Origin of the sequence: Pseudosulfitobacter pseudonitzschiae (assembly GCF_900129395.1) — a bacterium.
GTDB lineage: Bacteria > Pseudomonadota > Alphaproteobacteria > Rhodobacterales > Rhodobacteraceae > Pseudosulfitobacter > Pseudosulfitobacter pseudonitzschiae.
On the sequence record NZ_FQVP01000011.1, the window covers coordinates 21,556 to 34,697 of the forward strand.

Below are 13,142 nucleotides of genomic sequence, written 5' to 3' on the forward strand. Positions count from 1 at the left end.
TGATGAGAAACCGAAAATACTATTCGGTGCGATAGATAGTCAGGTAAATTATGGAAGAATCTTCCACAGAAGGCATCGACAGAATCGACCGCAGGATTCTGCGGCTGTTGCAGCAGGACGGGCGGTTGACCAATGCCGAGATCGCGCAGCGGGTGAACATCAGCCCGGCCACCTGTCACCGCCGGATACGACGCCTGTTCGCGGACCAGCATGTGCTGGACGTGCGCGGGCGGATCAATCCGGTGTCGGTGGGCCTGGGGTCGCTGGTGATGGTGGGCGTGGTGCTGGACCGGTCCACGCCCGACAGCTTTGCCGCCTTCGAGGACGCGGTGATTGCCATGCCCGAGGTGCTGGATTGCAACCTGGTGGCGGGGGATTTCGATTACCTGCTGAAAATCCGCGTGCGGGATATGGCGGATTTCAACGCGCTGCACAGCAAGATGCTGATCGCCCTGCCCGGCGTGCGGCAGATCCGCAGCTTTTTCGTGATGAAAGAGGTCAAGGACAACGCGCCACTGCCGTTTTAGGGGGCCAGCGCCCGCGTCAGCGCATCGTCCCGGCCATCCACAATGTCGGCCAGCAGCGCGCCGGTGGTCGGCCCAAGGGTCAGGCCCTGATGCCCGTGGCCAAAGTTGAACCACAGTTTGTCGTGGCGCGGCGCACGGCCCACCATGGGCAACATGCGCGGCAGGCAGGGGCGCACGCCTTGCCACTGGCTGTCAGGCACGGGGCCGTTCAACCCGACCAATGCGCCCGCCGCGGCTGCTCCGTGGGTCAGTTGCGCCAGATTTTGCGGGGCTGTCGTGCGGGCCAGATGCGCACCCGTGGTGATGCGCAGGCCGCGCGCCATGGTCGACATGACCACGCCGTGATCGGCCAGCAGATAGGGGCGGGCAAGTTTCCCCTGCATATCGTAGTGCCCGTGATAGCCGCGTTTCATCACCATCGGCACACGGTAGCCCAGGTGTTTCAACAGCGCAGGCGACCACGGTCCCAGCGCCACCACCAGATGTTCCGCGCTCAGATGGCCGCCATCGCGGTCCACGCGCCAGCCGGTGACGGTCTCGGTGATCTGGTGCACGGCACTTTGCAGGATCGTGCCGCCGCGTGCCTCGAACAGTTTGGCATAGGCGCGGACCAGCGCGCCGGGGTCGGATGTGCTCCAGCTTTCGTCCCAGACGATGGCACCCGCCGGGCTGCGGGTCAGCGCCGGTTCTTCAGTGCGCAGGTCGGACCCGGCCACGCAGCGCAGCGCCAACCCGTGGGTTTCGGCAAAGTCGGTGGCGGTCTGCGCACGCGCGTCGAAATCCTGCGCGGTCTCGTAAATCTCGCCCAGTCCGGTGCGGCGGATCAGGGCGTCGGCGCCTGCGTCGGCCACCAGCGTGCCGTGGTCGGCGGTCGCGCGGGCGATCAGTGCGGCGTAATGCGGGATCACTTGGGCATAGCGGGCGGGGGCCGAGTGGCGGAAATAGTCCAGCAAGGCGCGTGCCGACCCCGGCAGAACCGCGGGGTCCAGCCGAAAGTCGTTGCTGCGCCCCAGCCCGTAACGCAACAGCGTCGCCAGATCGCGCGGCATGGCATAGGGCGCGCGGGCCTCGGCCTGAATGACGCCCGCGTTGCCGTGGCTGGTTTCCTCGCCCGGTCCACGCTGGTCGATCACGCGCACCGCATGGCCTTGCGCCTGCAAGGCCAGTGCGGCGCTGATCCCGACCATGCCGGCACCCAGAACAAGGAAATCCGCCATTCCGGTCAGCCTTGTGCGATCACGGTGATTTCGACCTTGGCGTCGATCATCAGCGCGGCGGCAAGGGTTGTGCGCACGGGGTAGGGTTGCGGGAATGCGGCGGCATAGACCGCGTTAAAGGCGGCAAAATCCGCCGGATCGGTCAGGTAACAGGTGGCCGAGATTACGTGCGACAGGTCCAGCCCTTCGGTGGCCAGCGTCGCCTTGATGTTGGCGATGCAGTTTTCGGTTTGCGCGGTGATGCCCTCGGGGATCTTGCCGTTGGCGTCAAAGCCCAGCTCGCCGGACAGGTACAGGGTGTTGTCGATGCGGCGGGTTTTCGAGAGGGGGATGTTCATGGTTAACGCTTTCAGTTGAATGTCAGGAATTCGTCCGCCTGCGACAGCGGTGGGGCGGTGCGCAGGGCGGCAAAGTCGGGGGCAGGCACGGCCAGATCGGTGCCTGCGATGATCGCCTCAAGTTCGGCGGCGACGGCCAGCACACCCAGATCGTCGTGACGCCGCCCGACGATTTGCAGGCCAAAGGGCATGCCGTTCGCGTCCATCCCGCAGGGGATCGTGATCGACGGATGCCCCGGAATGGTCGAGGCATAGGCCATCGCCAGCCAGTGATAATAGCTTTTGGTGGGCGTGCCGTCGATTTCGGTCGGGTAGAGTTCGCGCCACGGGCGCGGGCTGATGGTGACGGCGGGCGAGATGATAAAGTCGTGCAGCTCGAAAAACGCCTGCCAGTCGCGGTGATAGCGCCCTTGGGCAAAGATCGCCTGGGCCACGTCCTCGGCGGAATAGCTGCGGCCTTCGCGCACGTTGTCAGCGACGTTGGGGCCGACCTGATCGGGGGTTTCGTCGTAAAGTTTTGCGTGGACACCCAAGAACTGCACCCCGCGCAGGACGGAAAAGATGCGGTCGGCGTCGGTGCAATCGGGGATGGCTTCGGTGACCTCGCCCAGGAACGGTGCCAGCTTGGGCAGGATCGCGCGGAAGTGGTCGCGGATCAGCGTTTCGGTGGGGGCAAAGCCGTAGTCCTCGGTGACTGCGATGCGCAGGGATGACAGGTCGCGGCGTGGCAGGTTGGCAAAGCTTGCCGCATCCCACGGCGTTTGCCCGTCGATCACGGTGGTGAACGGGTCGTTGCGGTCCGGGCGGGCCAGCACCGACAGCATCAACCCTGCATCCGCCACGCTGCGCGCCATCGGACCCGAGGTGGGCATGGGGATCAACCCTGCCGCGCGGGTGTTGCCCGGCACCACGCCGGGGCTGGGCCGGTAGCCCACGATGCCGCAATAGGCCGCCGGATTGCGCAGGCTGCCGCCGGTGTCCGATCCGGTGGCCAGCGGGGCATAGTCACAGGCCAGCGCCACCGCCGAGCCGCCCGACGATCCGGCACAGGTGCGCGTCAGGTCGTAGGGGTTTGCGGTCACCCCGTTGACGCGGTTGCGGGTGTTGCCGCCCGCGCTCCATTCCGGCGTGTTGGTCTTGCCCATCGGCAAACCGCCCGCCGCGCGCATGGCAGCAACGATGGCGTCGTCGCCGGTGGCGATGTTGTTCGCAAAAGCTTCAGACCCGAAGGTGGTGGGCAGGCCCGTCACATCAATCATGTCCTTCACCGCAAAGGGCAGGCCGTGCAGCGCCCCCAGGGGCGCGCCCGACATCACGGCGGTTTCGGCCTTTTTCGCGCCCTCCAGCATCCCGTCAAAGTCGCGCGCGATCAGGGCGTTTACCGCGTGATCCAGCGTTTCGACCTGCGCGATGCACGCCTGCGCCAGCTCGACCGGCGACAATTTTTTGCGCGCGATCAGGCGGCGGGCGTCGATGGCGCCAAGGCTGGCGGGGTTGGTCATGGGGTGATCTCCTGTGGCAGGTCAAGGGCGGCGGGCAGGGCTGCGGCGGCGTCCAGAAAGGCGCGGTGGGCAGCGTCGGGGACGAACAGGCCGCCGGTGGCCCAGACGACGTGCACGATGTTTTCGGGTTGCACGTGGGCCATGTGGGCCGTGCGAAACGCCTTGCCCGCCGCGCTGTGCATCAGGTGCTGTGGTCCTGCAAAGCCGGCAGTGGCCGAGGGTTCGAATTGCAACCCGTGGGCATGGCCCGCCGCGACCCAGCGCAGCATGTCCGCATCGCCCACCGTGCAGACCCCCGCCAGGCGGTCGTGCATGCGCGCGCGCACCAGCGGCGACAGGGTGGCAACGGCCATGCCGTCGGCTTCGGTCCGGTTGCTGAGGCCCAGATCGTGCACGGACGGCGCATCGAAGGCCATCTGGCACAGGGCCGAGGCGGATTGCTGCGGCTCGACGAAAAAGCTGTGGGCATGGGCTCCGAACATCGCCCGCGCGCCATAGGCGATGCCACCCGGCGCGCCGCCAATGCCGCAGGGCAGGTACAGGCACAGGGGACGGTCGGGGCCGATGGCAACGCCCATCGCGTCCAGTTGCGCGGCCAGCTCTGCCGCTGCCGCACTGTAGCCGCGAAACAGCAGTTCCGAGGATTCGTCATCGACAAAATAGCTGTCGGGATCGTCCGCCGTGGCATCCCGCGCGGCGGCAACGGCGGTGGTGTAATCGGCGGTGTGCAGCACCACCTCGACCCCCAGCTTGCGCAGGCGGTCGACCTTCCACGGCTTGGCGTCGCTCGACATATGCACGACACAGGCATACCCCAGCGCGCGTGCGGCGATGCCGACGCTGAGACCCAGATTGCCGGTAGAACCGACCGCGATCGTGCGGGCCGCAAAGAAATCGCGCATATCAGCCAGATCGGTGAGGGGCGCGTTGGGGGCCAGCACCCCTGCCGCGCGGGCCTGGGTGACGGCGCACATGAACACTTCGAACAGACCGCCGCGCGCCTTGATCGACCCGGCCACCGGCAGGGCATGGTCGCCCTTGATCAGCAGGGTGCCCGCATGATCGCCAAATGCCCCTGCGGGGGCTGGGATCAGGTCCGAGGCGATGCGCCCGCCCGACGCCTCCAATTCAGGGAACAGCCGCGCGAGCAGCGGGGCCAGCATGGCCCAGTCATCGCAGGCCCGGTCCAGATCGACGCGCGCCACGGGGTCGTTGGCGGGCATATAGGCGGGATTGACCCACAGAGCCGATTGCCCCGCACGCACGGTGTCACGCAGGGCGATCATGTCCTGAGGGGCAAGGGGCACCGGATCAATCCTTTGGCAGGCCCTGTTCGGCCAAATCGGCGAACAGCCCGGTCATCGCCACCAGCGCCTGACGCGACAGGGATTTCAGGATATGTTCGTTGGGCGCGTGCTGCGAACAGCCTGCATAGGAATGCGGCACCCAGATCGTCGGCAGGTTCAGCACCTCGGCAAAGCAGTCGTTGGGCAGAGAGCCGCCAAGGTTTGGCAGGATGTCGGGTGCCACGCCCACGCTTTTTTCAATCGACGCGGTGGCAAAGCGGACCATCGGGTGGTCGGGGTCCAGCCGTGTGGCGGGAAAGCTGTTGCGCTCATGTTCGACGATCTTGACCTTGCCGAACCCTTCGCGGTCCAGATGGCGGCGCAGGGCGGGCAGGATGTCGTCAACCTCGGTCCCGACCACGAACCGCAACTGGCAGGTGGCGCGGGCTGATCCGGCGATGGCATTCAGCGGGGCGGCGGGGACGCCTGCGGTCATCGCCAGAATGGCAAAGCTGTTCCAGCCGAACACACGTTCGGCGGGGGTCAGGTCAACCTCGCCCCAATCGGCGTCAAGGTCGATGCCGGTGTCGTGTGCGGGCAGGGCGGCCAGCACCTCGCGGATGCGGGGGGTCAGGCTGGTGGGGCGCCATTCCGGCACGCGGATCTGGCCGCGCGCATCGGTGATGCTGGCCAGGGCGTGCGACAGGATCATCGCGGGATCGGCCAGCAGACCGCCGAAGTTGCCCGAGTGGTTGGCGCCGGCGCGCAGGTTGACCTCGAGATCAAAGCTGACGCCGCCGCGCGAGCCGGTAAAGATCGTGGGGGCGGCAGGGCGCAGGCGCGGGCCGTCGGACGCGATGAAAACATCCGCGCTGAGCAGGTCGGCATTGGCGGTGCAAAATTCCTTGAGACCCGGTGATCCGGCCTCTTCGCCCATTTCGATGATGACCTTGGCGTTAAAGCCCAGATGTCCCTGCGCCTTCAGCACCGCCTGCATCGCGCGCAGGTTGATCAGGTGCTGGACCTTGTTGTCGGCCGCGCCGCGTCCATAGAGGCGGTCGCCTTCCTCGATCAGCTCGAACGGCGTCAGCCCTTCGCGCCACTGGCCCTCTTGTGCGCGCACCACGTCGCCGTGGCCATAGGTCAGGACCGTGGGCAGGCTTGCATCCTCGATCCGTTCAGCGGTCAGGATCGGCGGGCCGTCGGGTGTGGGATTGTCGTGGAACTGGCAGACAAAGCCCATGGATTCCAGCATCGGGGCCATGTCGTCGTGCAGATAGGCGTGCAGGTGCGGCTTGCCGCGGGGGTCCTGGCTTTCTGTGGGACGGGACACAAGCGTGGCCAGATCGCGTTGGAACTCACCATCGTCGAAATAGGTTTCGATGTTGGCGCGGGCAGAGTCTTGCAGGGTCATTCAAGGGGCCTTTTTGTGTTCGGGTTCAGCCACGCCATCGCCCCAGGGGGACATGGTTTCCGTGGTGCCGGAGTTTGTGGTGCCCTCGCGCATCACCCCTGCGGGGCAGGCAAAGGCAAAGGGGAAGGGCAGCCGTTGCGCCAGCGCCAACGGAAAGCTGTCGGCCAGCGCGTCGGCCACGGGACCGGCAAGGCGTTCGTCCGCCACCACCTGCGCGCCGCCCGATGCGTCCAGACGAGGGGCCTCAATGGCGTCTTGCATCGACATGCCCTGTTCGATCAGGTGGCCGCTGATCTGGGCCACGGCTGGCATGATTTTGCGTCCGCCGGACGCCCCCAGCGCAAAGCGGCGGGTGGGGGTTTCGCCCACGACGGGGCAGACGTTCATCAGACAGGCCTTGCCCGCCGCCAGCGAGTTCGGCTTGCCCGGCTCGGGGTCGAACCACATGATGCCGTTGTTCAGGTTCAGGCCGGTCGAGGGCGACACCACCTTGGAGCCGAAGATCGACAGCAGCGTTTGCGTCATCGACACCATGTTGCCGGCGCTGTCCACGATGGAAAAATGCGTGGTACAGCCGGGGGCCTTGGCGCTGTCGTGGTCGCCCATGTTGGTCAGCCGGTCCGCATAGGCCGCGCGCAGCCCGTTGGCGCGGGCGACATGGGCGGCGGGGCTGTCGGCGTCGGCGGCGTCATAGCCATCCTGCCAGCGGGCCAGCGCGTCGGCCAGTGTCGGGCCGGCGGTCAGGCCGGGCATGGCGTAGACGGTGCCATCGCGGAACGGGATCGACAGCGGGTCGGACCACGTGGCGCTATAATCGCGCATGTCGTCCATCGACAGAAAGCCGCCCTTGTCGGTGACATCACGCACGAGGGCGGCAGCGATGTCGCCGCGATAGAACGCCGCTTCGCCCTCGCGGGCAAGCTGCTCCAGCGTTTCGGCCATCTTGCTTTGGTCCAGCCGCTGATCGGCCAGCGCGGTCCAGCCGGACCCTTTGGGCCATTGGCCATCGTCCAGATACAGCGCCGCCGCATCCGGGTCACGGGCCAGATCACGCGCGCTGGAGGCGATGACAAGGGCCGCGTACCAATCGACGTGCAACCCGCGTTTGGCAAGGTCCACAGCGGGGGCCAGCAGGGTGTCCCAGGGCATCCGGCCAAAGCGGCCGTGCGCGGCGGAAATGCCGGCCATCGTGCCAGGCACGGCCACCGATGTGGCACCGGTCACGTTGCGGTCCTCGACCACGGCTTCCCACGGGAACAGGTCCGAAGCCTTCCCGGCACCCGACAGCGGATAATGCCCCACGTCCAGCGTGGCCGACGACCGCATGCCATAGTTCAGCGCATGGGCGCGGCCTTCGTCTTCGCGCCACAGCATCATGGCGCCGCCGCCCATGGGGCCGGACATCCACGGTTCGACCACGCCAATGGCAAAGCTTACGGCGACGGCGGCATCGACCGCGTCACCGCCTGCGGCGAGGACTTCGGCGCCAACCTCGGCGGCAACCACATGCTGGGCTGCGACAACACCGCCCGATGTGGCCGTGACACCCGGTTTGCGCGTTTGCTGGCTGCGCGAAAACGACCCGCTCATGCGACGGCCGGGGGCAGGGTGGAGACGTCCGGCACATTCCAATGCTTGCCGGGCTGCGCGTCCAGCAGCATCTTGGTGTAGGGGTGCGACGGCGCGCCAAAGACCTCTTCGACGGTGCCGCGTTCCACCACATCGCCCTGTTGCATGACGATCAGCGTGTCGCAAACCTGAGCGGCGACGCGCAGGTCGTGGGTGATGAACAGGACCGTCAGCCCCATCCGGTCACGGATTTCGTTCAGCAGCTTGAGCACCTCTTTTTGCACCGACACGTCCAGCGCTGAGACCGCCTCGTCCGCAATCAGGATTTTCGGCTCGACCATCAGGGCGCGCGCGATGCAGATCCGCTGGCGCTGACCGCCCGAGAACTGGTTGGGATAGCGGTTCAAAACTTCGGGATCGAGCCGCACGATCTTCATCAGTTCGCGGGCGCGTTCCATCGCCTTGGCACGGTTTTCGCCAAAGTTCACCGGTCCCTCGACCAGCTGGTCGCCGATGGTGCGGCGCGGGTTGAGCGAGCCATAGGGGTCCTGGAACACGATCTGGATGTGCTTGCGGTAGGGGTGCAGGGCGTGGCGCGACATCAGCGCGATGTCCTTGCCCTCGACCGACACGACGCCGCTTTCGGGGTCTTCCAGACGGATCAGGCATTTGACCAGCGTCGACTTGCCCGAGCCGCTTTCGCCCACGATGCCCAGCGTTTCGCCCTGATGCACGGTAAAGTTCACGTCCTTGCAGGCGTGGATCGTGCGCGCAGGGCGGAACATGCCACCGGCCATGTGGTAAGTCTTGTTCAGGTTCGACACCTTCAGCACTTCGCGGCTGGTAATCGGCTCGGGCACGTCACGGGTGCGGCGCGGCACGGCGTCGATCAGCAGGCGGGTATAGGGGTGTTGCGGGCGGTTCAGGACCTCTTCGGCGGTGCCCTGTTCGACGATCTTGCCATGCTGCATCACCACGACGCGGTCGGCAATTTCGGCCACCACGTCAAAGTCGTGGGTCACGAACATGATGCCTGCGTCGTGCTTTTCGCGCAGTTCCTTGAACAGGTGCAGGATCTGCTGTTGCGTGGACAGGTCCAGCGCGGTCGTCGGTTCGTCCGCAATCAGCAGCGCCGGGTCCAGCGCCAGGGCCATCGCGATCACGATACGCTGGCGTTGGCCACCCGAGAGCTGGTGCGGGTACGATCCATAAACACGGGGCGGATCGGGCAGGTGGACCTCTTCCAACAGCTTGATCGTGCGGGCCTTGCGCTCGGACGCGCCCAGATCGGTGTGTTGCTGGAACATCTCTTCGATCTGGTCACCCACGGTATAACAGGGGTTCAGCGCCGACATCGGCTCCTGAAAGATCATCGCCATGCGCCGCCCGCGCAGGTTGCTGTGCGCGCGCTTGGACAGTTTCAGCAGGTCGTGCCCGTCAAAGCGGATCTCGCCCTGCGACGGTTTCAGCGCCTGCGGCAGCAGCCCCATGGTGGTAAAGGCGGTGATCGACTTGCCCGAGCCGCTTTCGCCCACGATGCAGACGATTTCCTTTGGCATGACCTGCAGGGACAGGTTTTCGACGGCATGGGCGCGGTCGGCGGCCTTGGGCAGGTCAACGGTCAGGTTGTTGATGGACAGGATAGGATCGGTCATCAGTTGCGGCCCTCCGGTGCGGTGACGTCACGCAGGCCGTCGCCCAGCATGTTGATGGCGAGAACAAGAAAGAACAGGGCGACGCCGGGAATGGTGATCAGCCAGGGCTCGAACAACAGCATGTCCTTGCCTTCGGAAATCATCAGGCCCCACGACGGGGTGGGCGGCTGTACGCCAAGGCCGAGGAAGGACAGCGCCGCCTCGAGGATAATGGCGTGGGCCATTTCCAGCGTGAAGATCACGATCAGGTGGTTCATCACGTTGGGCAGCACGTCCTTGAACAGGACGCGCGGCAATGATGCGCCCAGCACTTCGGCGGCGGCGACATATTCCTGTTTGCGCACCTGCATCGTGGCCGACCGCAGAACCACGGCAAAGCGGTCCCACAGCAGCAGGCCCAGAACCGAGACAACGACGGTCAGCGATCCGCCGAACAGCGCCACGACAGCCAGCGCCACCAGAACGACGGGCATCGCCAGACGCACGTTGATCAGGAAGGTCACGACCATATCGACGCGGCCACCGAAATATCCGGCCAGAATGCCCAGCGTCGAGCCGATGATCCCCGAAATGACAGCGGCCAGAATGCCGATCATCAGCGAGATGCGCGCGCCGTAAGCCAGGCGCGCCCAGAAATCCCGGCCCAGCCCGTCGGTGCCCAGCCAGTGTTCGGATGTGCCGCCCAGAAACACCGGGGGTTTCATCCGCGCCAGCAGGCTTTGCTGATAGGGATCATATTGGGTCAGCAGCGGGGCAAAGATTGCGATGCCCACGACGATCAGCATGACGACGGCGCCGAACATCAGACCCTTGTGGCGCAGCGCGCGTCTGCGCATGGCCTGTCCGGGTGTCAGCGGTTTGTCGCGGGGGGCCTGCACGGGCAGGTCGGCGGGTGTGGTTGTATCGGTCATATCGGTCCTCAGCCCACGCGCAGCCGTGGGTCCAGCCATGCGTTCAATACGTCAGCCAGGAAGGTGAACAGAATGTAGAAAGTCGAGAAAATCAGGATCAGGGCCTGCATTGTCGGCAGGTCGTTGCGCGCGATGGATTCCCACGCCAGATAGCCCGCCCCATGCAGGGCAAAGACGGTTTCGACCACGATCGAGCCGCCCAGCATAAAGCCCATCTGGACCGCCGCCAGGCTGACCACGGGAATGATCGCGTTGCGCAGGGCGTGTTTGAACATCACCTTGCGCGTGCGCAGCCCCTTGGCGCGTGCGGTGCGGATATAGTCAGAGGACAGCACCTCCATCATGCCCGCCCGCGTCAGGCGCATGATCGCGGGGGTGGCGTAATAGCCCAGCACGACGGTGGGCAGGACAAAATGTTGCCATGTCTCGTTGCCCGAGGCGGGCAACAGGCGCATCTTGATCGAGAAGATGACAATCAGGATCAGGCCGAACCAGAAGGACGGGATGGCCTGGCCGACCACGGACAGAAACAGCGCAAAGCGGTCGATCATCGAATTCGGATTGGCCGCCGCCGCCACGCCCAGCGGGATCGCCACCGCCAGCGCCAGTGTGATGGCAAAGAGGCCCAGCTTCATGGTGACTGTCAGGCGGTCGGCAATCAGTTCGGTCACCGGCATGTCGAAATACCACGAATTGCCCAGGTCACCGGTCACAGCCGATCCCAGCCAGTCGCCGTATTGCACGATCATCGGCCGGTCAAAACCATAGCGTTCGTTGACCACCGCAATGTCTTCCGAGCTGGCGTTTTCACCCGCAATGGCCACGGCCGGATCGCCCGCCATGAACAACAGGCTGAAACTGATGAAAGAAACGGTCAGTGCCACCAACAGGGCAAGTCCGAGACGTTTAAGTATGAAGACGGCCATCGTGCATCACCTTCCGGGCAAAGAAAAAGGCACGGGCCGCGCAACACCTGCCGCGCGGCCCGTCAAATGTTACTTCCAGGAGAAGTCGGCGAAACGGATGACTTCGTCGTCCGTGGGGGTGAAGTCCAGTTCCTTGCTCATGACGTAGTTCACGTTGTACGTCCAAAGCGGCACCCAATAGGCCTCTTCGGCAATCTTGGCATGTGCTTTGGAATACAGCTCTTCCCGCTTGGCACGGTCGGTGATCGAACCGGCCTCGTTCACCCATTCGATGATCTCGGGGTCATTTGCATCGTCCAGATCGCCGCCGGTAAAGAATTCACCGGTGATCGCCGACACGTCGGGCAGCGAATAAGAGCCCCATGTCTGGAAGGAAATCGCGACCTCGCCCTTAGTGCGCTTTTCACGCAGGGCAGAGTACTGCAGGTAGTTGAAGTTGGTCTTGATCCCGACCGCGTTCAAAAAGCCCATCAGCGCCTCGGCATAGGGACGGTCACGGTAGGCGTAAAAGTCGATCTCGAACCCGTCGGGATAACCGGCTTCGGCCAGCAGCGCCTTGGCTTTCTCGGGATCGTAGTCATAGGTTTTGACGGTCAGGTCACAACCGAACTGGATCGGTGCGCAACCTGCGTTCACAACCTCGGACGAGCCTTTGACCAACGCATCGACAATCGCCTGGCGGTCGATGGCGTGATAGATCGCCTGGCGGACCAGTTTCTTGGTCATCGGGCCATCGGGATCAACGGCACCCTGCGCGTCCATCGTGATATAGCCGATGCGCATTGCCAGCGCGTTGACCACGTCGAAACGGTCGTCCATCTGGGCCAGTTTCTCGGCCTGGTCTGCGGGCACGTTCCACAGGAAATCCAGCCCGCCGTTGAACAGCTCGGCCACCTGGGTGTTCATGTCGGGGATGGTTTTCACTTCGATCTTGCTGATCTTGCCCTTGCCTTTGGGGCTTTCGTGATAGTTTTCGTTCAGGCTCAGTTCGTAAAGCTTGCCTGCCTCGACCTTGTCGACCTTGTAGGGACCGGTGCCCACGGGGTTCGAGTTCATGCCGGCCGGGCCGACTTCGGCGTAATATTCGTCAGGGTACATGACCACAACGCTTGCCAGGTATTCTTCGGCGGGCGGGAACGGTGCGTTCAGATTGATACGGACGGTATAATCGTCAACCTTTTCCGCGCTCTTCATCCAGCTGACGTTGGTCATGACCTTTACGCCGTTTTCGGGGTTCACAACGTAATTCACGGTGTGGACCACGTCGTCGGCGTTAAAGACTTCGCCGTTGTGAAAGGTCACGCCCTCGCGCAGTTTGAATTCGACCGTGACGTCGTCGATCCAGGTCCATTCGGTGGCAAGGTTGCCCTTGATCTCGGCTGTTTGCGGATCACGGTACAGCAGGGCGTCCCAGACACCGCGCGTGAACAAGATGCCTTCGCGCGCCGAGTTGTAATAGGTGTCGACCGATTCGAGTTCCTTGGTAAAGGCAACGCGCAGGGTGTCGTCGGCCTTGTCGGCGAATACGGGTGCGGCAGTCACCAGGCTCATGGCGGTGCCGATCATCAGGTTCTTCAGTGTCATGGTAGTCCTCACTGTTATGGTTCGGGGTTCTGTATTTTTATTCTTGTTCTTGTATACAACATCGATGAATTGTAATTGGTCAAGAGGAGATTGCAATTCTCTGCCCGAACATCAGGCAGATTTTGCGCTTTGATGCATATCTGGGCATCGGGTTTGGACATCGGCCAAGGGGCGAACCCGACATCGTCTTTGCAGGGACATCCCCGACCGGCG

The 13,142-nt window shown here is 64.4% G+C and carries 11 protein-coding genes; 1 reads left to right on the plus strand and 10 read right to left on the minus strand.

Annotated features, from left to right (window positions below; translation table 11 throughout):
• Positions 1-50 precede the first annotated feature (50 nt).
• Complete coding sequence (locus BUC08_RS21315; RefSeq protein ID WP_037929119.1) at positions 51-527, plus strand: Lrp/AsnC family transcriptional regulator; 477 nt, start codon at positions 51-53, stop codon at positions 525-527.
• On the opposite strand, the gene BUC08_RS21320 is transcribed toward BUC08_RS21315, so the two are convergent.
• From BUC08_RS21320 to BUC08_RS21365, 10 genes are all read right to left on the minus strand, one after another.
• On the minus strand, positions 524-1,744 hold the full coding sequence (locus BUC08_RS21320) for an NAD(P)/FAD-dependent oxidoreductase (RefSeq protein WP_037929117.1): 1,221 nt from the start codon (positions 1,742-1,744) through the stop codon (positions 524-526). The genes BUC08_RS21315 and BUC08_RS21320 overlap by 4 nt on opposite strands.
• Before the next feature lie 5 nt (positions 1,745-1,749).
• Positions 1,750-2,082, minus strand: a complete 333-nt coding sequence (locus BUC08_RS21325) for a RidA family protein (RefSeq protein ID WP_037929115.1) — start codon at positions 2,080-2,082, stop codon at positions 1,750-1,752.
• 11 nt (positions 2,083-2,093) lie between these two features.
• Positions 2,094-3,584 (minus strand): amidase, encoded by a 1,491-nt coding sequence (locus BUC08_RS21330; RefSeq protein ID WP_037929113.1) that lies wholly within the window; start codon positions 3,582-3,584, stop codon positions 2,094-2,096.
• Positions 3,581-4,891, minus strand: coding sequence for a D-serine ammonia-lyase (locus BUC08_RS21335; RefSeq protein ID WP_234973786.1), 1,311 nt, complete (start codon positions 4,889-4,891; stop codon positions 3,581-3,583). Before BUC08_RS21335 ends, BUC08_RS21330 begins: the two co-directional genes overlap by 4 nt.
• Before the next feature lie 4 nt (positions 4,892-4,895).
• Entirely contained in the window at positions 4,896-6,284 is a 1,389-nt protein-coding gene (locus BUC08_RS21340; RefSeq protein WP_037929108.1) for a M20 family metallopeptidase, read from the minus strand.
• Complete coding sequence (locus tag BUC08_RS21345) at positions 6,285-7,874, minus strand: gamma-glutamyltransferase (RefSeq protein ID WP_037929106.1); 1,590 nt, start codon at positions 7,872-7,874, stop codon at positions 6,285-6,287.
• On the minus strand, positions 7,871-9,508 hold the full coding sequence (locus BUC08_RS21350) for an ABC transporter ATP-binding protein (protein ID WP_037929103.1): 1,638 nt from the start codon (positions 9,506-9,508) through the stop codon (positions 7,871-7,873). The genes BUC08_RS21345 and BUC08_RS21350 overlap by 4 nt, the downstream gene beginning before the upstream one ends.
• Positions 9,508-10,419 (minus strand): ABC transporter permease, encoded by a 912-nt coding sequence (locus BUC08_RS21355; RefSeq protein WP_037929096.1) that lies wholly within the window; start codon positions 10,417-10,419, stop codon positions 9,508-9,510. Before BUC08_RS21355 ends, BUC08_RS21350 begins: the two co-directional genes overlap by 1 nt.
• An 8-nt stretch (positions 10,420-10,427) precedes the next feature.
• Positions 10,428-11,345, minus strand: coding sequence for an ABC transporter permease (locus tag BUC08_RS21360; protein WP_037929093.1), 918 nt, complete (start codon positions 11,343-11,345; stop codon positions 10,428-10,430).
• Between the two features lie 69 nt (positions 11,346-11,414).
• Positions 11,415-12,929, minus strand: coding sequence for an ABC transporter substrate-binding protein (locus BUC08_RS21365; RefSeq protein WP_037929091.1), 1,515 nt, complete (start codon positions 12,927-12,929; stop codon positions 11,415-11,417).
• Positions 12,930-13,142: the final 213 nt, after the last annotated feature.